The 20,266-nt window shown below is 70.8% G+C and carries 21 protein-coding genes; 18 read left to right on the top strand and 3 right to left on the bottom strand.

Translation table 11 applies throughout. From position 1 onward, the window contains the following. Positions 1-3: 3 nt before the first annotated feature. On the bottom strand, positions 4-513 hold the full coding sequence (locus tag ACFRFH_RS12760) for a DUF3515 family protein (RefSeq protein WP_382463364.1): 510 nt from the start codon (positions 511-513) through the stop codon (positions 4-6). Positions 514-539: 26 nt separating this feature from the next. Here ACFRFH_RS12760 and ACFRFH_RS12755 point away from each other — a divergent pair, with 26 nt between their 5' ends. Further along, positions 540-1,535, top strand: coding sequence for a thiamine-phosphate kinase (locus tag ACFRFH_RS12755; RefSeq protein WP_382463363.1), 996 nt, complete (start codon positions 540-542; stop codon positions 1,533-1,535). Between the two features lie 236 nt (positions 1,536-1,771). Here ACFRFH_RS12755 and rsmD read toward each other — a convergent pair whose 3' ends face one another. Then, positions 1,772-2,344, bottom strand: coding sequence for a 16S rRNA (guanine(966)-N(2))-methyltransferase RsmD (gene rsmD, locus ACFRFH_RS12750; protein WP_382463362.1), 573 nt, complete (start codon positions 2,342-2,344; stop codon positions 1,772-1,774). Positions 2,345-2,392: 48 nt separating this feature from the next. Here rsmD and ACFRFH_RS12745 point away from each other — a divergent pair, with 48 nt between their 5' ends. The 12 genes from ACFRFH_RS12745 (at position 2,393) to ACFRFH_RS12690 (ending at position 13,790) form a co-directional block, all read left to right on the top strand. Then, complete coding sequence (locus tag ACFRFH_RS12745; RefSeq protein WP_382463361.1) at positions 2,393-3,226, top strand: tetratricopeptide repeat protein; 834 nt, start codon at positions 2,393-2,395, stop codon at positions 3,224-3,226. Then, positions 3,223-5,436 (top strand): ATP-dependent DNA helicase RecG, encoded by a 2,214-nt coding sequence (locus ACFRFH_RS12740; RefSeq protein WP_382463360.1) that lies wholly within the window; start codon positions 3,223-3,225, stop codon positions 5,434-5,436. Before ACFRFH_RS12745 ends, ACFRFH_RS12740 begins: the two co-directional genes overlap by 4 nt. A gap of 90 nt (positions 5,437-5,526) precedes the next feature. Beyond that, positions 5,527-6,009 carry a pantetheine-phosphate adenylyltransferase gene (coaD, locus tag ACFRFH_RS12735; RefSeq protein WP_382463359.1) on the top strand — a complete coding sequence of 161 codons (483 nt, stop codon included), beginning with the start codon at positions 5,527-5,529 and terminating at the stop codon, positions 6,007-6,009. Between the two features lie 13 nt (positions 6,010-6,022). After that, complete coding sequence (locus ACFRFH_RS12730; protein WP_382463358.1) at positions 6,023-7,180, top strand: AAA family ATPase; 1,158 nt, start codon at positions 6,023-6,025, stop codon at positions 7,178-7,180. 83 nt (positions 7,181-7,263) lie between these two features. Beyond that, entirely contained in the window at positions 7,264-8,538 is a 1,275-nt protein-coding gene (locus ACFRFH_RS12725; protein WP_382463357.1) for a DUF58 domain-containing protein, read from the top strand. Continuing rightward, on the top strand, positions 8,531-10,795 hold the full coding sequence (locus ACFRFH_RS12720; protein ID WP_382463356.1) for a transglutaminaseTgpA domain-containing protein: 2,265 nt from the start codon (positions 8,531-8,533) through the stop codon (positions 10,793-10,795). Before ACFRFH_RS12725 ends, ACFRFH_RS12720 begins: the two co-directional genes overlap by 8 nt. Positions 10,796-10,854: 59 nt before the next feature. Continuing rightward, complete coding sequence (locus ACFRFH_RS12715) at positions 10,855-11,379, top strand: YceD family protein (protein ID WP_382463407.1); 525 nt, start codon at positions 10,855-10,857, stop codon at positions 11,377-11,379. Positions 11,380-11,381: 2 nt separating this feature from the next. Then, positions 11,382-11,585, top strand: coding sequence for a 50S ribosomal protein L32 (gene rpmF, locus ACFRFH_RS12710; protein WP_055919953.1), 204 nt, complete (start codon positions 11,382-11,384; stop codon positions 11,583-11,585). A gap of 55 nt (positions 11,586-11,640) precedes the next feature. Continuing rightward, positions 11,641-12,354, top strand: coding sequence for a ribonuclease III (rnc, locus tag ACFRFH_RS12705; RefSeq protein WP_382463355.1), 714 nt, complete (start codon positions 11,641-11,643; stop codon positions 12,352-12,354). Further along, a complete protein-coding gene (gene mutM, locus ACFRFH_RS12700) occupies positions 12,332-13,243 on the top strand; it encodes a bifunctional DNA-formamidopyrimidine glycosylase/DNA-(apurinic or apyrimidinic site) lyase (RefSeq protein ID WP_382463354.1) in 912 nt (303 codons plus the stop codon). Before rnc ends, mutM begins: the two co-directional genes overlap by 23 nt. A 26-nt stretch (positions 13,244-13,269) precedes the next feature. After that, positions 13,270-13,503, top strand: a complete 234-nt coding sequence (locus ACFRFH_RS12695; RefSeq protein ID WP_382463353.1) for a type II toxin-antitoxin system ParD family antitoxin — start codon at positions 13,270-13,272, stop codon at positions 13,501-13,503. Beyond that, a complete protein-coding gene (locus ACFRFH_RS12690; protein WP_382463352.1) occupies positions 13,500-13,790 on the top strand; it encodes a type II toxin-antitoxin system RelE/ParE family toxin in 291 nt (96 codons plus the stop codon). Before ACFRFH_RS12695 ends, ACFRFH_RS12690 begins: the two co-directional genes overlap by 4 nt. Before the next feature lie 11 nt (positions 13,791-13,801). On the opposite strand, the gene ACFRFH_RS12685 is transcribed toward ACFRFH_RS12690, so the two are convergent. Continuing rightward, positions 13,802-14,872 (bottom strand): GNAT family N-acetyltransferase, encoded by a 1,071-nt coding sequence (locus ACFRFH_RS12685; RefSeq protein ID WP_382463351.1) that lies wholly within the window; start codon positions 14,870-14,872, stop codon positions 13,802-13,804. A 339-nt stretch (positions 14,873-15,211) separates the two neighbouring features. On the opposite strand from ACFRFH_RS12685, the gene ACFRFH_RS12680 reads away from it, so the two are divergent. The 5 genes from ACFRFH_RS12680 to ACFRFH_RS12660 all read left to right on the top strand — a co-directional run bounded on the left by ACFRFH_RS12680 (position 15,212) and on the right by ACFRFH_RS12660 (position 20,215). After that, positions 15,212-16,321, top strand: a complete 1,110-nt coding sequence (locus ACFRFH_RS12680) for a branched-chain amino acid ABC transporter substrate-binding protein (RefSeq protein WP_382463350.1) — start codon at positions 15,212-15,214, stop codon at positions 16,319-16,321. A gap of 115 nt (positions 16,322-16,436) precedes the next feature. Beyond that, a complete protein-coding gene (locus ACFRFH_RS12675; protein WP_382463349.1) occupies positions 16,437-17,447 on the top strand; it encodes a branched-chain amino acid ABC transporter permease in 1,011 nt (336 codons plus the stop codon). Beyond that, positions 17,444-18,604, top strand: a complete 1,161-nt coding sequence (locus ACFRFH_RS12670) for a branched-chain amino acid ABC transporter permease (protein WP_382463348.1) — start codon at positions 17,444-17,446, stop codon at positions 18,602-18,604. The genes ACFRFH_RS12675 and ACFRFH_RS12670 overlap by 4 nt, the downstream gene beginning before the upstream one ends. Beyond that, complete coding sequence (locus ACFRFH_RS12665) at positions 18,601-19,515, top strand: ABC transporter ATP-binding protein (protein WP_382463347.1); 915 nt, start codon at positions 18,601-18,603, stop codon at positions 19,513-19,515. Before ACFRFH_RS12670 ends, ACFRFH_RS12665 begins: the two co-directional genes overlap by 4 nt. Beyond that, positions 19,508-20,215, top strand: a complete 708-nt coding sequence (locus ACFRFH_RS12660; RefSeq protein ID WP_370057407.1) for an ABC transporter ATP-binding protein — start codon at positions 19,508-19,510, stop codon at positions 20,213-20,215. The genes ACFRFH_RS12665 and ACFRFH_RS12660 overlap by 8 nt, the downstream gene beginning before the upstream one ends. Positions 20,216-20,266 lie beyond the last annotated feature (51 nt).

The raw sequence follows: 20,266 nt of genomic DNA, 5'->3' as shown, positions 1-20,266 counted from the left end.
GGCTCAGCGCGAGGGGGTCGGGGACGGGGTCGGCGGCGTCAGCGTGGTGTCGAGGGTGCTGAGGCACTTCTGGGTCTGCTTGATGCTGGAGATGGCGGAGGCGAACTCGGGGAGCACGGCGGCGTCGGAGGCCCCGGAGACGTGGTCGATGACGACCTCCGTCGCCGGCGTTCGACCGAAGGTCTGGTAGACGACCTGTTTCGCGGCGGGGTCCGACATCAGCACCCAGTCGACACCGCTCACGTTGACGCACGGCTTGGTCGTCGGCCCGATCGGCGGCACGCCGCAGCGCAGTAGCACGGCGGCCGGGTCGCCCCACGCTCCGGTCGCCTGCGCGTCGGTCTGCCGGCGGTCCTTGTCGGCCACCGAGTCGGGCAGCCGCACCGAGATCTCGGCGCAGCCCGGGTCGTTCGCGCCGGCCGCGGGGTCGAGGGAGACCGTGGGCGCGCACCCGGTCAGGGCGAGGGCGGCGGCGGCGAGCACGAGGGCGAGGGCGGTACGGCGAGCGGACATCAGGATTCAGGCTACCGTTGTCAGTCATGGTGGATTCTGGGAGCGCGGCCGACTCCGTCGCGGGCGCGTCGGAACGCGAAGCGCTGAAGCGAATCTTCCCGCGGCTGCCGGAGTCCTCGGCGACGATCGTCGGCCCGGGCGACGACGCCGCGGTGCTCGCGGCGCCGGACGGCCGCTTCGTGGTGACGACGGACATGATGGTGCACGGCCCCGACTTCCGGCTGGCCTGGTCTTCGCCGGAGGACCTCGGCTGGAAGGCGGCGGCGACCAACCTGTCCGACGTGGCGGCGATGGGCGCGGTGCCCACGGCGCTCGTGGTCGCGATCGCCGCGCCGCAGACCCTCCCGGTGTCCGCCTTGGAGCACATCGCGGACGGCTTCCGCGCGGCCTGCGCCGAGCTCGCGCCGGGCTGCGGCGTGGTCGGCGGCGACCTGTCGGCCTCCGACACCCTGACGCTCGCGGTTACCGCGTTCGGCGACCTGCAGGGCCGCGCCCCCGTGCTGCGCAGCGGCGCGCGTCCCGGCGACGTGGTGGCGGTCTCCGGGAGCCTCGGCGCTGCTGCGGCGGGACTCCGGCTGCTCTTCACGGAGGCGGTCGACGTGGACGGCGTGCCCGACCGCGACCGGTTCGCTGCGGTCGCAGCTGCGCATCCCGAGCTGGTCGACGCCCAGTTGCGGCCACGGCCTCCCATCGCCGACGGTCCGCTGGCCGCGGACGCCGGCGCGACCGCGATGCTCGACCTCAGCGACGGCCTCGCCCTCGACGCCCGCCGCGTGGCCGAGGCGAGCGGTGTGGCGATCGACATCGACCGCGCCGCCCTCGGCGACGACCCGCTCACCGCGCTGACCGGGGGAGAGGACCACGGCCTCCTCGCCTGCTTCCCGCCCGGCGCAGCACTGCCGGGCGGCTTCCGTCGCGTCGGCACGGTCCGCGAGGGCGCCGGCGTGCTGGTCGACGGTCACCCGTTCGACGAGCGCGGCGGCTGGGACCCGTACCTGGAGTGGGACGGGCACAGCGGGTAACGGAGGAGATCCGGGGCGACACACCTGCTCGCGGCAGTCAGCGGAGGAGATCCGCGGGTGGTGGGGGCGGGAGTCCTCCGTTGGCAGCAGCGGAGGGAGGGGCGGACGGGCAGGAGGGGCGGACCACATGTCGGCAGCGCAGCCAGCGGAGGAGATCGGCGGCTGGTGGGGGTGGGAGGCCTCCGTTAGCTGCGTTTCGGGGCGCTGGAGGGATGTCGGTCCTCCGGTGGCTGCGGTCAGGACGGGGTCACGTAGTGGACGGCGGTTTCGCCGTAGGTGCGGGTGCGGTCCAGGACGAGGCCGGCGGGGAGGCTGAGGGCGGAGGTGCGCGTGCTGCGCTCCACGCACACCAGGGCGTGCTCTGTCAGCAGCGGGACGAGTGCGGTGAGCACGGCCAACAGGTCCGCGTCCGGGAGGTCGTAGGGCGGGTCGACGAAGACGAGGTCGAAGCGTGCCGACGGGCCGGCCGACGCCAGGTACGGCTGCACCGCAGTCGCCCGCACGTCCACCTCCGGCTGCGCGCCCTTCGGCGCCGCGCGCACGACGGCCTCGGCGTTGCGTCGGCAGATCGCCGCGGCCGCGGCCGACTTCTCGACCAGCAGCACACGCGAAGCTCCCCGGCTGGCGGCCTCCAGCCCGAGCGCGCCCGAGCCGGCGAACAGGTCGAGCACTTGCGCCCCGCGGACGGCGTCGCGCGCGTCCAGCCCGGAGAACACCGCTTCGCGCACGCGGTCGCTGGTGGGGCGCGTGCCGCTCTTGGGCACCTGGAGCGTCAGCGAGCCGGCGAAGCCGGAGACGATTCGGGTCATAGCCCTCCGAGCCTAGCGGTGCCGCCGCGGCGACAGCAGAATAGGAGGATGGACGAACGCCTCCAGCAGGCGGAACTCGACGCCCTGTGGCGGTATGACGACCCGATCGCCTCCGCCGAACGCTTCGCGATCGCTGCCGCCGAGCCGGACCGCGCCGAACTGGTGCGAGCCGAGCTGGAGACCCAGCGCGCCCGCGCCCTGGGCCTGCAGGGCCGCTTCGCCGAAGCGGACGGCCTGCTGGACTCCCTGGAGCCCGCACTCGACACGCTCGCCGTGCGCATCCTGCTGGAGCGCGGCCGGCTCCGGAACACCGAGGGACGCAGGTCGGAGGCCGTTCCGCTCTTCGAGAGCGCGCTGCTGGCCGCGCGGCGCGACGACGACGTGTTCCTCGCGGTCGACGCCGCCCACATGCTCGCCATCGCCGATCCCTCCCGGTCCGAGCAGTGGACGGAGGAGGGTCTCGCGGAGCTCGCGAACACCACCGACCCGCGCACGCTGCGCTGGGGAGTCGCCCTGCACAACAACCGGGGCTGGGCGCTCTTCGAGGCAGGCCGCCCGCGCGAGGCGATCGGCTCGTTCGAGGCCGCGCTGGAGGCGGCCGAGCGCTACGGGACGCTCGATCAGCAGTTCGCCGCGCGCTGGTCGCTCGCCCGCTGCCTGCGCGAGGTCGGCCGGTGGCAGGAGGCGTTCGACATCCAGGCCAGGCTCGCGGCCGAACGTCCGGGGGAGAGCGATGTGGCCGACGAGCTCGCCGCACTCGCCGAGGTCGAGGCGCATGTGCGCGACACGGGTGTCCATGACGCGCAGGTCCATGACGCGCAGGTCCACGACACGGGTGTCCGCGATGCGGCGACGGAGGCGGCCCCTACGATCGAACCATGACCTCCAGCACCGCCCCGGCCCCCGGAGGCTCCGTCGCGCTCGAGACCCGGCTGACCGGCGTGCTGGGCGGCCGAACCGCCTCCGCGTTCGAGAAGGCGTTCGGGATGCGCACCGTCGCCGACCTGCTCGCGCACTACCCGCGCCGGTACGCCTCGCGCGGCGAGCTGACCGCGCTGGCGAACCTCCCGCTCGACGAGCACGTCACCATCGTGGCCGAGGTGCTGCGGGTGCAGGAGCGTCCGATGCGCGCGCGGCGCGGGTCCATCCTCGAGGTCAAGATCTCCGACGGCGAGGGCATCCTGACCCTCACCTTCTTCAACCAGGCCTGGCGCTCGAAGGAGCTCGCGCCCGGCGTGCGCGGCATCTTCGCCGGCAAGGTGTCCGCCTACCGCGGCGCCCTTCAGCTCGCGCACCCCGACTACGAGCTGTTCGCCGACGACGACGAGAACGCCGTCGCCCCGGGCAGCGCCGCCGCGAAGGAGTGGGCGCAGACCCCGATCCCGATCTATCCGGCGACCGGCACGGTGGCGAGCTGGCAGGTGCAGAAGGCGGTCGTCCTCGCGCTCGATGCGCTCGGGCCGTGCCCCGACCCGGTGCCGAAGGCCATCGCGACCGAGCGCGGGCTGCTGCCGTTCCGCGGGGCGCTGGAGGGCATCCACCGGCCGCAGAAGAATGCCGAGTGGCAGCGCGCCCGCGACGCGCTGCGCTTCCAGGAGGCGTTCGTGCTGCAGGCGGCGCTGCTGCAGCAGCGTGCGGAGAACCGCTCGGTGGCGGCGACTCCGCGGCAGGCGACGCCCGGCGGTCTCCTGGAGCGCTTCGACGCCGTCCTGCCGTTCACCCTGACGGACGACCAGGCGGTCGTCGGCCGTGAGATCTCCCAGGACCTCGGCGCGGCCGAGCCGATGCACCGGCTCGTGCAGGGCGAGGTCGGCTCCGGCAAGACCCTGGTCGCGCTGCGGGCGATGCTGGCCGTGGCGGACAGCGGCGGCCAGTCCGCGCTGCTCGCGCCGACGGAGGTCCTGGCCGCCCAGCACCTGCGCTCCATCGCCGACATGCTCGGCCCCGACCTGTCCGCGCAGGTGATGCCGACGCTGCTCACGGGCCAGCTGTCCACGGCCGAGCGCAAGCGGGCGCTGCTGCGCACGGTGAGCGGGCAGTCGCGCATCGTGGTCGGGACGCACGCCCTCCTCGGCGACGCCGTCACGTTCTTCGACCTCGGTCTCGTCGTCGTGGACGAGCAGCACCGCTTCGGCGTCGAGCAGCGGGAGGCGCTGCGCGCGAAGGGCGGGACGCCTGCGCACGTCCTCGTGCTCACGGCGACGCCCATCCCGCGCACGGTCGCGATGACGGTGTTCGGCGACCTGGAGGTCTCCACGATCGCCCAACTCCCCGCCGGCCGCCAGGGGATCGAGAGCTTCGTGGTCCCGCTCGCCGACCGGCCGGGCTGGGAGCGCCGCATCTGGGAGCGCGCGGCAGAGGAGATCGGCCGCGGCCGCCAGGTGTTCGTGGTGTGCCCGGCGATCAGCGCCAAGGAGGCCGAGGACGACGGCGAGGACGCGCCGGCGCCCGACGCCGACGACGCAGCAGGCCCGCCGCGCCCCACCGCGAACGTCGAGTCGGTCGCCGCCCAGGTGCGCGCCGATCCGCTGTTCGCTGAGACGCGCGTCGGCGTGCTGCACGGGAGGCTGTCCTCCGACGAGAAGGACACGGTCATGCGCGCCTTCGCCGCCGGCGAACTCGACCTCCTCATCGCCACCACCGTGATCGAGGTCGGCGTCAACGTGCCGAACGCCTCCGCCATGATCGTGCTGGACGCCGACCGGTTCGGCGTCTCGCAGCTCCACCAGCTCCGCGGCCGGGTCGGTCGCGGCGACATCCCCGGCCTGTGCCTGCTCGTCACCTACGCCGAGGAGGGGTCGCTCGCCCGCGAGCGCGTCGACGCGGTCGCGGCGACGCTCGACGGCTTCGAGCTGGCCAACGTCGACCTCGAGCTGCGCCGCGAGGGCGACGTGCTCGGCAGCCGCCAGTCGGGCGGCCGGTCGTCGCTCAAGCTGCTGCGCGTGGTCTCCGACGGCGAGCTCATCGCCGAGGCGCGCGTCGCCGCTGCCGAGACCCTGGACGACGGCGGCCTCGCCGCCCATCCCGCCCTCGCCGCGGCGCTCGCCCGGCGGCTCGACGAGTCCGAGCGGGCCTTCCTCGGGAAGTCCTGACACCGGCCGCCGGGCCACGCGGCGCGCCGCCCTGGGAAGATAACGGATTCACAACGAATAGCCGGGTATCGCGTAATAGTCTGGTGCCCTATGAACAGGATCGCCGTAGTCCCTGGATCGTTCGACCCGGTCACTCTCGGACATCTCGATGTCATCGAGCGGGCCGCTCGGCTGTGGGACGAGGTCCATGTGCTGGTCGTCCACAACCCGGACAAGTCGGCGCTGCTGCCCATCGCGCAGCGCGTGGCGCTGATCGAGCGCTCGATCGAGGACGCCGGCATCCTGGGGCGGATCGTCGTGGCCTCCTGGTCGGTCGGCCTCCTGGTCGACTACTGCACCGATGTCGGGGCGGACGTGCTGGTCAAGGGCATCCGCTCCCAGGTCGACGTCGCCTACGAGACCCCGATGGCGATCGTCAACCGCCACCTCGCCGACGTCGAGACGGTCTTCCTGCTTCCCGACCCGGCGAACGCGCACGTCTCGAGCTCGCTCGTGCGCCAGGTCGCCAACCTCGGCGGGGACGTGAGCCCCTACGTGCCTGCCGCCGTATCAGAACTGCTGTCAACCACATGACCCGGGTGGAGAGATGAACAGTTACGCGACGCGTCAGCCGACGGAGTCCTCGGTCGCCCCGGAGGAGGTCGGCCTCCCCGCGCCGGGCATGGACCTGGACGAGCTGAGACGCGCCGCGGAGCAGATCACCGCCAACGTGGAGTCCGTCATCGACGGCAAGCACGACGCGGTGCAGACGGCGCTGGTCGTCCTGCTCGCCGAGGGTCACCTCCTGATCGAGGACGTGCCGGGCGTCGGCAAGACGATGCTGGCGAAGTCGCTGGCGAAGTCGGTGGACTGCTCGGTCAGCCGCATCCAGTTCACGCCCGACCTGCTGCCGAGCGACGTCACCGGCGTCTCGGTCTACAACCAGGCCGAGCGGCGCTTCGAGTTCAAGCCGGGCGCGGTGTTCGCGAACATCGTCATCGGCGACGAGATCAACCGGGCCAGCCCGAAGACGCAGTCCGCCCTGCTTGAGTGCATGGAGGAGCGGCAGGTCACGGTCGACGGCTCGACCTATCCGCTGGCCGCCCCGTTCATCGTCGTGGCGACCCAGAACCCGATCGAGATGGAGGGCACCTACGCCCTCCCGGAGGCGCAGCGGGACCGGTTCATGGCCCGCATCGCGATGGGCTACCCGGACGACGACTCCGAGCTCGCCATGCTGACCACCCGCGACACCTCCAGCCCGCTCTCCCGGATCGGGCCGGTGGTCACGGCGGAGGAGCTGCGCATGATGATGACGACGGCGCGCGCGGTGTTCGCGTCGACGCCGGTCAAGCAGTACGCGGTCGACCTCGTGCGCGCGACGCGCGAGGACCGCGACCTGCGGCTGGGCGGGAGCCCGCGCGCGACGCTCCAGCTCGTCCGCGCGGCCAAGGCGATGGCGGCGCTCGACGGCCGCGACTTCGTGCTGCCCGACGACATCGACGCCCTCGCGGTGCCTGTGCTCGGTCACCGGCTTCTGCCGACCAGCCGCGCGCTCGGCCACCACCACGAGAGCGCGCCGGTCATCGCGGACATCGTCCGGCGGATCGTCGCGGCGACGCCCGTGCCGGTCGGCTCCGGCGCGATCGGAGGCGGGCAGGAGAGGAACGGCACCGGGAACGGCGCGAGGGGCAGCGCGCGCGGCAGCGTGGCGACCGCCACCGGCCGGGCCGCCTCCGGAGCCGCGCGCACAGGCGGGGAGTAGGCCGTGGCCGGGCGCGGGGGCCGTCGCCCCTGAAGAAACCGCGCCCCACCGCGCGCGGCTGGACCTTCGGCGCTGTCGGCGTCGTGGCGCTGGCCGCCTCCGCGTTCTTCGGCCGCACCGACGTGCTCTTCATCGGCGTCTTCCTCACCGTGCTTCCGCTGGCGGCGATGATCTCGGTCACCCTCGACAGGCCGCGGCTGACGGTGGCCCGCAGCTTCCATCCCGACGTCGTCGCCGTGGGGGAGCAGGCGACCATCGTCACGACCGCGCGCAACCAGTCCGCCCGGCCGAGCCCGCCCGCCCGCTGGCGCGAGTACGCCCCGGCGGGGATCGAGGTGCAGGGCTCCGCGCCGTTCCCGCGGCTGGGCGCCCACCAGGTGAACGTCAACCACGGCCGCGACACGGTCGTGCTGCGGCAGGATGTCGTCGCCTTCAAGCGCGGGTCGCACGCGGTCGGGCCGCTCATCGTGAGCCGGACCGACCCGTTCGGCGTGGCCTACGCGGAGTACGCCGTCGGCCAGCCGCGCCAGCTGCTGGTGACGCCGCGCGTGGTGCCGCTGTCGAGCGGCGAGCTGGACGTCGCACACAGCGAGGGCGCCGAGCACGAGCTGCAGCGGCACAGCATCCCGAGCGCCGACGAGCTGATCGCGCGCGAGTACCGGCCGGGCGACCCGCTGCGCCGCGTGCACTGGCGGGCGACGGCCCGGCACGACAAGCTGATGGTGCGGCAGGAGGAGCAGCGCAGCAACCCGGAGGCGTGGATCGTGATGGACACCCGGCCCGCTCCGGCACCGGCCGGAGTCCTCCGCGCTCCCGATGCCGCGAGCGCGTACGAGCCGGACGACGCGCTGTTCGAAACGCTGATGGAGCTGGTCGCGTCGGTGGGTGTCCACCTCCTCGACGAGGGCTTCGTGCTCAGCGTGGTGGAGACGGCCCCGCGGCAGCTCTCCGGCCGCAGCGGAGCGGGCAGGACCGGCACCCTCGGGTCGGTGACGCCCACCTACGATCGCGGGACGGCCGACCGGCTGCTGCTGGCGGACCTGGCCGCGGTCGACGCCACGGCCCTCACTCGCGACGACGCGGTCGCCGAGCTGTCCTCCGGGCTGCGGCGCGCGGGACGGGCCGTCCCGATCTTCGCGGTGCTGCTCGACGGCATGCCGGAGCTCGGCTCACTCGCCGCGTTGCGCGGGATGGGCGACCCCGCCGTGGCGTTCGTCGGCAAAGGGGCGCCTCCCGAGGTGGAGGACGTGCTCGGCGACGCCGGCTGGCTCTGCGTGCCGTTCGCCGCGGGCGACGACCCGGCCGAGTGCTGGCAGCGCGCCCGCGACCGTCAGCGCGCGGTGGTGGGTCATGGTTAGCGAGGCCCTCCCGCTCGGGCTGACCCGCGTCCGGCGCCGGCGGCAGGCCTACTGGCGGATCACCGGGGCGCTCGTACTGCAGATGCTGGCCCTCAGCTTCGCGCTGGGCGGCCTCATCCAGGGACCGACCTGGTGGTTCGCGCTCATGCTGACCAGCTCGATCCTGCTGGTGTGCGGAGCGGGCCTGCGCGCCGTCGGTGTGCACCGCGGGCTCGTGCCTGTGCTCCAGCTCGTACTCGCGGCGATGATCATGACGGTGACGTTCGGCAACGGCACCGGGCTGCTCGGCCTCATCCCGACGGCGGGGACGGTGCAGCGCTGGGGCGAGTACCTGCAGCAGGCGATCCTCTCGATCTACCAGCAGGGGACTCCCGCCGAGAGCCTGCCCGAGTTCATCTTCCTGGTGGTCGCCGGCGCGTGCCTCATCGCGATCGTCCTCGACATCCTGGCGGTCGCGATCCGCGCTCCCGCCTTCACCGCGATCGGCGTCGCCGCCGTGCTGGTGGTGCCGGGCACGCTGCTCGGCGACGGGCTGGACCCGATCGCGCTGGCGGCGTCGGCTGCCGCATTCCTCTGGCTGCTGCGCTGCGACGTCCGCACCAGGAGGCCGGGCGCCGGCCGGCCGGGAGCCGCGCTCTCCGTCGGCGCCGCGTCCGTGGTCGTCGCTGTACTCCTGTCCGGGACGGCGCCGGGGTTCGACAAAGGCGGCGCGACCTCCTTCACCGCCGGCGGCATCTCGATCGGCGGCACGGTGACCCCGCTGATCGACCTCGGCAAGGACCTCCGCCGTCCCGCCGCCGTGCGCGCGCTGACCTACACGACCACAGCCTCCGCAGGGCAGTACCTCAAGCTCGCCTCGCTCGACCAGTTCACCGGCTCGGTCTGGAAGCACCGCGAACGCGACACCAAGCGCCTGTCCGACGGCGTCGCGGTCGGCCCGGTCCCCGGGCTGTCCAACACCGTCAAGCGGGCCAAGATCGCCACCTCGGTGCAGATCGACGACATGACCAGCCGCTGGCTGCCGGTGCCGGCGCCCGTGCAGTCGGTGAAGGGCCTGAACGGCACCTGGTCGTGGGACCCCGACGACCTCACGCTCGGCGGCATCAACGTGACGACGCAGGGCCAGAAGTACACCGCGACGAGCCTGGTGCTGGAGCCGACCGCCGACCAGCTGAAGGCGGCGGGCGGCTCCGTGCCCGCCGACATCCAGCGCGACCTGTTCCTGCCCTCCAACATGCCGGCGATCGTCGGGCAGACCGCGCTCTCCGCCACCGCCGGAGCGGTGTCGGAGTACGACAAGGCGGTGGCGCTGCAGGACTACTTCCGCGACAACGGCTTCGTGTACTCCACGCAGACGCCGCTCAAGCAGGGCTTCGACGGCGACGGCGCACGGGTGATCGCGAAGTTCCTGGAGATCAAGAGCGGCTACTGCGTCCACTTCGCCTCCGCGATGGCGCTGATGGCGCGCAGCCTCGGCATCCCGGCGCGGGTGGCGGAGGGCTACCTGCCGGGCACCTCCAGCGGCGGGACGGCGAACAGCCCCGGCACTTACACGGTGACCAGCGACGATCTGCACGCGTGGCCGGAGCTGTACTTCGCGGGTGTCGGCTGGGTGTCGTTCGAGCCGACGGTCGGCCGCGGCACGATCCCGAGCTACACCCGGCCGAACGCCACGCCCGATCAGATCACGCCGACGACGGCTCCCGGCTCGTCCGCCGCGGCGAAGCGCCTCGTCCCCACCGACCAGCCGAACGTCGCGGGCGCGGGCGGCACCACGCCGCCGTCGCCGCTGCAGCCGCTGCTCTCCGGGCTCGGCGTCGCACTGCTGGTGCTCGCGGTGCTGCTGACTCCCGCCGTCATGCGCCGGATGCGCCGACGCGCCCGGCTGAGACGGCTCTCGGAGTCGTGGGGCGGCGCGTCGGTCGTGTGGGACGAGCTGCGCGACACCGCGCGCGACCTGGGCTGGTCGGCGCCGGACACCGAGACGCCGCGCGTGTTCGCCCACCGCATCGCCGCCGCCGTCGAGGGCACGCCGGGGGAGGAGGCGGTGCTGCGCCTGCTGGACGTGCGCGAGCGCGACGCGTTCGGGCCGCCGACACGCGCCGTCGCGGTCGGTCTCGCCGACGACCTCCGACGGGTGATCGACGCGCTCGAGGCTCAGGCGGGCCGCGGGCTGCGGCTGAAGGCGGCGCTGATTCCTGTGTCGTTGCTGCCAGCAGGCTGGCGCTCGCCTGCGAGCGTCGGAGGCCCCGCGTAAACTGGTCGACCGTGACCACCTACTACAAGAGCCCGTACGCCGTCAACGTGTACGACATCATGCGGCGCCCTGGCGAGATGCGGGAGCAGCACCTCAGCCTTCCGATCGGCGACAAGCTGGGCGAGGGACTGCTGTCCGTGCCGGAGGGCTCGACCATCGAACTCGACCTCCGGCTGGAGTCGATGCACGAGGGAATCCTCGTCACCGGGGAGGCCGAGACCACCGCCACCGGCGTCTGCGGGCGCTGCCTGATCGACATCGACCAGCCTGTCGAAGTCGATTTCCAGGAACTTTTCGCGTATCCTTCTACGGAAGCTTTCGATTATGAGGTTCACGACGACCACGTGGATCTTGAACCTCTGATCAGGGATGCGGTAGTGCTGTCACTGCCGTTTCAGCCGGTGTGCCGGCCGGACTGCCCGGGTCTCGATCCAGAGACCGGGGAGAGGCTGGCGGATGTACCGGACCGCAAGCCGAACGAGACCGTCGATCCTCGCTGGTCCGCGCTCGCGGCGTTCCAGGCTTCCGACACCGAGTCCACCAGCAACAACGCCCCGGCCGCCGGGGCTGGAGAAGAGAGATAGTCATGGCCGTTCCGAAGCGGAAGCAGTCTCGCGCCAACACCCACGCCCGTCGTTCGCAGTGGAAGGCCGAGGTCCCCACGCTCGTCAAGTCGATCGAGAACGGCAAGGTCGTCTACAGCCTTCCGCACCGTGCCAAGGTCGTCGAGGACTCCGCGGGCACCGCGCTCTTCATGGAGTACAAGGGCCGCAAGGTCGCCGACGTCTGATTCGCCCACAGGGCTGAACAGCACGCGAGGCAACGAAGTAGGGGGAAACAGGAACGTGGTCGGCGAGAACACTGACCGCTCCGCCCTCATCGAGAAGCTCGGGGTCGACATCGACCCCGAGCTTCTCGTGCTTGCGCTGACCCACCGCTCGTTCGCGTACGAGAACGGCGGCATCCCCAACAACGAGCGCCTGGAGTTCCTCGGCGACTCGATCCTCGGCCAGGCCGTCACCGTCAAGCTGTTCCGGGAGAACCCGCACCTCGACGAGGGTGAGCTGGCGAAGCGCCGGGCCAGCCTGGTCAGTTCGGTGGCGCTCGCGGAGGTCGCGCGCAGCATCGGCCTCGGCCAGTACCTGCGGCTCGGCCGCGGCGAGAACCAGAGCGGCGGCCGCGAGAAGGCGTCCATCCTCGCCGACACCGTGGAGGCGCTGATCGGCGCCGCCTACCTGGACGCAGGCGGCGAGGCGGCGACCGCGCTCGTGCTGCGCCTGGTCGACCCGCTGCTGGCCGACCCCGACCGGTTCGGGGCGGCGATGGACCCCAAGACGAGCCTTCAGGAGGCGGCCGCCCATCGCGGCGCCGGCCTCCCGGTCTACACCGTGACGAACACGGGCCCCGACCACTCCAAGACCTTCCACGCCACCGTCTCGGTCGGCGACCTCGTCACCGCGACGGGGGAGGGCACGAGCAAGAAGCAGGCCGAGATGGCCGCCGCGCTCAGCGCCTGGACCGAGCTGACCCGCCGCCGTGCCAGAGCTCCCCGAGGTTGAGGTCGTCCGCGCCGGCCTGGCGCCGGCGGTCACGGGTGCGACCATCCTCGGTGTCGAGGTCTTCGAGCCGCGTTCGCTGAAACGCCACGACCCCGTCGCCGGCGTCTTCGAGACGCTGCTGACCGGTCGCGTGATGGAGGAGCCCGCCCGCCGCGGCAAGTTCCTCTGGATACCGTTGCAGGGCAGCCCGCGCCGCGCCATCGTCGCGCACCTCGGGATGAGCGGCCAGATCCTGCTGCGCGAGCCCGGCTGGGACGAGGCGGGACTGCTCCGCATCCGCCTGCACATCGAGACCGCAGCGACCCTGCCCGGCGACCACCGCGAACTGTGGGTCAACTTCGTGGACCAGCGCATCTTCGGCTCGATGGCCGTGGACACCCTGATCCCGACCGCGGACGGCGCCGCCGCCGGCCTGGGGACGTCCGAGCCGCTCATCCCGACCCAGGTCTCCCACATCGCCCGCGACCCGCTCGACCCGGCCTTCGACGACGCGCGGTTCTACGCCGCCCTCGCCCGCAAGAACAGCGGGATCAAGCGCGTCCTCCTCGACCAGACGGTGATCAGCGGCATCGGCAACATCTACGCCGACGAGGCGCTCTGGGCCGCCCGCATCCACTACGAGCAGCCGGCGTCGTCGCTCAGCCGCGCGAAGGCCCGCACGCTGCTGGCCGAGGTGCGCCATGTGCTGGAGAAGGCACTTGCCGAAGGCGGGACGAGCTTCGACGCGCAGTACGTGAACGTGAACGGCAACTCGGGGTACTTCGCCCACAGCCTGAACGCGTACGGGCAAGAGGGGAAGCCGTGCCCGCGGTGCGGGACGCCCATTGTGCGCGAGCGCTTCATGAACCGCTCGTCGCACTTCTGCCCGCACTGCCAACGGCTGCGGTAAGTACCAATAGTTGGTAACCTGGCCGCATGGCCATGAACACGTCGATCAGCCTGGACGACCACTTCGCCGGCTTCCTCGCCCACGAAGTGGCGACGGGACGATACCGCTCGGCGAGCGAGGTCGTGCGGGCGGGATTGCGATTGCTGGAGGACCAGGAGACGCAGATGTCCGCGCTCCGGGCCGCCCTGATCGCCGGCGAGGAGAGCGGCGAGCCGGAAGCATTCGACTTCGACGCGTTCATCGCAGCGAAGAAGTCGTGAGCCCGTTCCGGCTGTCCCCGGCTGCTCGCCGCGACCTCTCCTCGATCTGGGACTTCTCCGAGGAGAACTGGGGTGCGCACCAAGCAGAGACCTCCGTGACCGAGATCCGCGCCGCGATCGAACGGGTGGCGGCCGGACCTGACCGCGGACGTCCGTGTGACGACATCCGTGCGGGCTACCAGCGTTATGCGATCGGGAGCCACCTTCTCTTCTACATCGAGAGTGGCGACGGCGTCGATGTCATCCGCATCCTCCACCAGCGCATGGACCCGACGCGACACCTGTAGCCGCTCGCGCCTCACCCCACCGTCTTCTGCCAGTGCCCCGTCAGCGCGTGCAGCTGGAACCCGAACGCGCGGTTGATCGCCAGCATCGGGGCGTTCTCGTCCGCGTTCCAGGTCAGAAGCCGGTGGATGTGCGGGGCGTGGTGGGCCAGCTCGTGGATGTTCTGGAGCTTCACCAGCGTGCCGAGGCGGTGGCCGCGGTGCGGGATGGCGACCAGAGTGTCGTACTGCTCGGCCTTGTCGCCGTCGGCCGGGACCGCGATCTCGGTGTACGCGGCCAGCTCGCCGGTGTCGATGTGCTCGGCGGCCGTGACCAGCAGCGGCTCGCCGCGTTCGGCCAGCTCGCGCTCTTGTGCGCGCACGCGCTCGCCCGTCCACTCCTCGCGGTCGACCGCGATGCCGCTCTGCGGGATGTCCGTCGACATACGCGCTTTCAGCGCGGCGAACGGTTCGAGCAGGTCGTCGGGTGCGTGGCCGAGCCAGGACACCGCGCGGTAGCCGGTGGCGGAGGCCGCCGTGCTCGCAAGGCCGGCCTCCGTGGCCCGGGGTAGCGGCAGCAGCAGTTCGCTGGAGCGCTCCACCTGGCCCAGCCGGTAGCCGTGCCGCAGAGCGAAGCGCACGTCGCGCGACTCCGCAGGCAGCCCGGCGGTGCCGGAGCGGGCGCGGATGACCGACACGCTGTCGGCCAGGGTGCTCGCCGGGTGCTCGGTGTACGCGCTGACGATGCGCCGGCCGCCTTCGGCCGCCAGCTCTTCGCCGGCCGCCAGCAGTGCCGACCCGATGCCGCGGCCGCGCGCCTCCGGTGCCACGTCGACCAGAAGGCTCATCGTCTCGGCCGCCTCGTCGAGCGGGAAGTCGGCCTGGACGCGCCCGACCACCACGCCGTCCTCGATCGCGACGAGCAGGATCTTCTCCTGGTACTCCTGCGCGCGGAACGCGGCGAGGGCCTCCTCGGCCGTCTCCACGAAGTCGTCGGCCTTCCAGAGGGCGACGCTGATCCCGTTCAGGACGCCGACGAGCTCCTCGAACAGCAGGGACTCCGGAGTGCCGAGTGCCGGGGGAGGCGAGAGCCGCTCGATGCGCACCGCTGCCTCCCGCTGTCGTCGATTCGGATATGCGGCCAACCGCCCACACTAACGCGGGTTCGGATCGCTGTGAAGAGCACCGAACGGTTTGGTTTCGATCGTGTAAATCTGGGCCCGAATGGCGGGTGCAAATGCTTGCATCGCATGTAGTCTCAGCACACATATTCGTGGTGCGACGAGGCAAACACGCCGCGTTCGACACGGATTCACGTCGAGAGGCAGAAGATGCTAGGAAAGAAAGTCACGATCGGTGCGGCTGTTGCAGCGTCAGTCGCACTGTTCCTCGTTGGGTGCGCCAACCAGCCGTCAACCGGTGGCTCCACCAACACCAACTCGAAGGTGAACATCCCGGCTATCACCTCGGTTTCCACCCCGAAGGACGCGGTTCTCCCCGCGGGTGACGGCAAGGCCACCTGCCCGTCAGGGCTCACCATCGCGTACGTCGGAGCCGAGACCGGCCCGAACGCCCAGCTCGGTATCAACATCTTCAACGGCATCCAGCTGGCCATCAACCAGCACAACACGGCCAACAAGGGATGCCAGGTCGGCTTCAAGAAGTTCGACACCGAGGGCGACCCGAACAAGGCGACCGGCCCGGTCACCCAGGCGGTCAACGAGGCCGACATCATCGGCGTCGTGGGCCTGCCGTTCTCTGGTGAGTCGAAGGCCACCGGCAACATCTTCGAGCAGCAGGGCCTGGTGCACATCACCCCGTCCGCGACCAACCCGGCGCTGACCCAGAACGGCTGGAAGACCTTCTTCCGCGGCCTCGGCAACGACGCCGTGCAGGGCCCGGCGGCGGCGAAGTTCATGACCGACAAGCTGCAGGCCAAGAAGGTCTACCTGGTCCAGGACGACTCCGACTACGGAATCGGCCTCGGCACGACGACCTCCAAGGCGCTCGGCAGCGCGCTGATCGGCACCGACAAGGTGACGACCGGCCAGAAGGACTTCTCCGCGGTGATCTCCAAGATCCTCAACGCGAAGCCCGACGCCGTGTACTACTCGGGTTACTACGCCGAGGGTGCGCCGTTCGACCAGCAGCTGGTCAACAAGGGCTACACGGGCACGTTCGTCGGCCCCGACGGTGTGAAGGACGACCAGTTCATCAAGCTGGCCGGCGACGCGTCCAGCAACGCGTACTTCACCTGCCCCTGCATCCCGGGCGAGCTGATCCCGTCGTTCGAATCGGCCTACAAGTCGCTCGCGAGCGCCGAGCCCGGCACCTACTCGATCGAGGGCTACGACGCCACCACCGTCCTGCTCTCCGGCATCGACAAGGGCAACACCGCCCGCGCGAAGCTCGTCGACTACGTGAAGAACTACGACGCCGACGGCCTGAGCAAGCACTACAAGTGGGACTCCACCGGTGAGCTCCAGGCGCCGACCGTCTACGGGTACAAGGTCGAGGGCGGCAAGATCGTCCCGATCGGAACCATCGGCGGATAACGCGACACACGAAGGTGCCGCGGGCCACCGTGGCCCGCGGCACCTTTGTTTCGACTTACGCTCGTAAGAACTGAGCCGGACCAACGACGATCCGGCACTGACACTGGAAGCTCGAATGCTCGAAACCCTCCTCCTCGTCCATCCGGTCCTCGACAACTCGTGGATCAACTTCGATGTCAACGCGCTCATACAGAACTTCTGGAGCGCCACCTTCGACGGCCTGACCTTCGGAGCCATCTACGGCCTGATCGCCGTCGGCTACACGCTGGTCTACGGCGTGCTCAACCTCATCAACTTCGCCCACTCCGAGGTGTTCATCGTCGGCGCGTACGGCGTCGTGATCACCCTGACCTCGCTCGGTTTCGGCCCGAGCGCCCCCAACCTGAGCCCGGTCGCGATCATCGGCGACCTGCTGCTCGCCCTCCTCGTCGGCATGGCGGCGTCCGCGTTCACCGCGTGGGTGCTCGAACGCGTCGCGTACCGGCCGCTGCGAAAACGGAACGCGCCACGCCTCGTGTTCCTCATCACGGCGATCGGCGCCTCGTTCACGATCCAGTACCTGATCTTCCTGATCCGGGGCGCGAACGCGGAGCCGGCGGTGACGATGTTCATCCCGACGCCGATCTTCGACGTCTTCGGGACGATCGTGAACAGCCAGCAGATCATCATCGTGGTGGCGTCCGTGATCCTGATGATCGCCACCGACTGGTTCATCCGGCGCACCCGCACCGGCCGCGGCATCCGCGCCGTCGCGCAGGACGCCGACACAGCCACGCTGATGGGCGTCAACAAGGAGCGGATCATCCAGATCACGTTCATCACCGGCGGTGTCCTCGCCGGCGCCGCCGCCCTGTTCTACGTGATGCTGGTGCCCTCCGGCGTGATCTACAACGGCGGCTTCGTGCTCGGCGTCAAGGCGTTCGCCGCGGCCGTCCTCGGCGGCATCGGCAACGTGCGCGGCGCGCTCCTCGGCGGCCTGCTGCTCGGCGTGATCGGCAACTACGGCCAGATCCTGCTGGGCGACTCGCAGTGGACCGACGTCGTCGCGTTCGTCGTCCTGGTGCTGGTGCTGCTGATCAAGCCGACCGGCATCCTCGGCACCTCGCTCGGAAGGAGCCGCGCATGAGCACGACCGAAGGTCCCAAGGTCCTGCCCGACGGCCGTTCGGAGCAGGCGGGCGACGCCCTCGAAGCGTCGCGCGCGAGCAAGAAGAAGGGTCCGCTGCAGCCGCTGCGCGACTACTGGAACGGCCTCCCGCGGGCCGTGCAGTGGGCGTGGCTGCTCATCGTGGTGGCCGTGGCGTACGCGCTGCCGTACCTGAACTTCTTCCCGCTCACCACCGAGCCCGGTAACGACTGGCCGCTCGCGTGCTTCGCGATGGCCACCTACGGACTGATCGCGGTCGGCCTGAACGTGGTGGTCGGCTACGCCGGCCTCCTCGACCTCGGCTACGTCGCGTTCTTCGCCGTCGGGTCGTACACCGCGGCCATGCTCACGAGCCCCGACTCGCCGTTCATCAAGATCCCGTACCTGTGGACGGTGCCGGTCGCGATGGCGGTCACGATGACGTTCGGCGTGATCCTCGGCGTGCCGACGCTCCGCCTCCGCGGCGACTACCTGGCGATCGTCACGCTCGGCTTCGGTGAGATCGTGCGCATCCTCGCCACGATCATCCCGGCGATGAAGGGCCAGGTCGGCTTCCAGAACGTCGGGCACCCGCCGGGGGAGACCGCCAAGGGCATCCCGATCTTCTCCAACTCGAACGGCGTGCCCTGGTACTGGCTCACGGTGACGATCATCATCGTGATCCTGCTGCTGGTCGGCAACCTGGAGCGCAGCCGCGTGGGCCGCGCCTGGATCGCCATCCGCGAGGACGAGGACGCCGCCGAGATCATGGGCGTTCCCACCTTCAAGTACAAGGTGTGGGCGTTCGCGATCGGCGCCGGCGTCGGCGGCCTCTCCGGAGCGCTGTTCGCCGGGCAGGTCGGCTTCGTCAACAACCAGAAGTTCGACGTCCAGACGTCGATCCTGTTCCTCGCGGCCGTCGTGCTCGGCGGCGCGGGCAACAAGGTCGGCGCGATGATCGGCGGCGCGATCGTGGCGTACATCCCGCTGCGGTTCACCGCGATCGCGGACTACAAGTACCTGATCTTCGGCATCGCGCTCGTGCTGATCATGATCTTCCGCTCGCAGGGCCTGTTCCCGGCGCGGCAGAAGCTCCTGGCGTACGGGCGGCTCGCGTATCGAAGAGTGGCGCAGAGCGCGAAGGGAGGCGCGCGATGAGCGACGAGAACACTGCAGCGGTTCCGGAGGAGGAGCCGGCCCTCGGCGCCAACGAGGAGGAGCTGGAGGCGGCAGGCATCGACCTCGAGGTCGCGGAGGCCGCGGCCCCCGACCGCGAGATCGCGGTCGAGGTCGGCGAGAACATCGTGGAGGTCCGCAACCTCACGGTGAAGTTCGGCGGCCTCCTCGCCCTCGACGACGTCTCGTTCGACATCCGCCGCGGCGAGATCCTCGGCCTGATCGGGCCGAACGGCGCGGGCAAGACAACGTGCTTCAACGCCATGACCGGCGTCTACAAGCCGACCAGCGGCGACGTGCTGCTGGAGGGCCAGTCGATCAAGGGCCAGAAGCAGCACAGGATCACCCGGCTCGGACTGGCGCGCACGTTCCAGAACATCCGCCTGTTCGGCGAGATGACGGCGCTGGAGAACGTGGTCGTCGGCCTCGACGCCCGGCACCGCACGTCGGTGCCCGGCGCGCTGCTGCGGCTGCCGCGGCACACGCGGGAGGAGAAGTCCGCGATCGAGCGCGGCATGGCCCTGCTCGAGTTCGTGGGCATCGCCGACCACGCCGCCGACCTCTCCCGGTCGCTGCCCTACGGGTCGCAGCGCCGCCTGGAGATCGCTCGCGCCCTCGCGACGGACCCCAAGGTGCTCTGCCTGGACGAGCCGGCCGCCGGCTTCAACCCGGCGGAGAAGGAGGACCTGATGGACCTCATCCGGACCATCCGGGCCGACGGGTACACCGTCCTCCTCATCGAACACGACATGAAGCTGGTCATGGGCGTGACGGATCGCATCGTGGTGCTGGAGTTCGGCCGCAAGCTGGCCGACGACGTGCCGCAGGAGATCCGGAACGACCCGCGCGTGATCGCCGCCTACCTCGGGGAGCCAGAAGATGACGTTGCTTGAACTGAAGAACATCAGCGTCTCCTACGGGCGCATCGAGGCGATCCACGACATGTCGTTCTCCGTCGAGGAGGGCGAGATCGTCAGCCTGATCGGCGCGAACGGCGCGGGCAAGTCGACCACGATGAAGACGATCTCGGGCATCCTGAACCCGTCGACCGGCTCCATCCTGTTCGACGGCCAGGACATCACCAAGATGAAGGCGCACATCCGCGTCGTCCGCGGCATCTCGCAGGCTCCGGAGGGCCGCGGGATCTTCCCGGGGATGACGGTGATGGAGAACCTCGACATGGGTGCGTTCGGCCGCAAGGACCGATCCAACATGGGTCCGGACTTCGACCGGGTGTTCTCGCTGTTCCCGCGGCTCGCCGAGCGCAAGACGCAGGCCGGCGGCACGATGTCCGGCGGCGAGCAGCAGATGCTCGCCATCGGGCGCGCGCTGATGTCGAACCCGCGGCTGCTGCTGCTGGACGAGCCCTCGATGGGCCTGGCTCCGCAGTTCATCCGGCAGATCTTCTCGATCATCACGGAGATCAACAAGCAGGGCACCACCGTACTGCTCGTGGAGCAGAACGCCAACCAGGCGCTGGCCCGCGCGAATCGCGCCTTCGTGCTGGAGACCGGCAGCATCACCCGCTCCGGCACCGGCCGCGAGCTGCTCGCCGACCCCGCCATCAAGGAGGCTTACCTCGGCGTCGGCTGACGCTGCGCTGCTATCCACCGCCGAGGGGCACGTCGTTGTCGCTTTTCCGCC

This window comes from Leifsonia sp. NPDC056824 (assembly GCF_042789575.1).
Lineage (GTDB): Bacteria > Actinomycetota > Actinomycetes > Actinomycetales > Microbacteriaceae > Leifsonia.
This window is presented reverse-complemented; position numbering and strand designations above follow the sequence as displayed.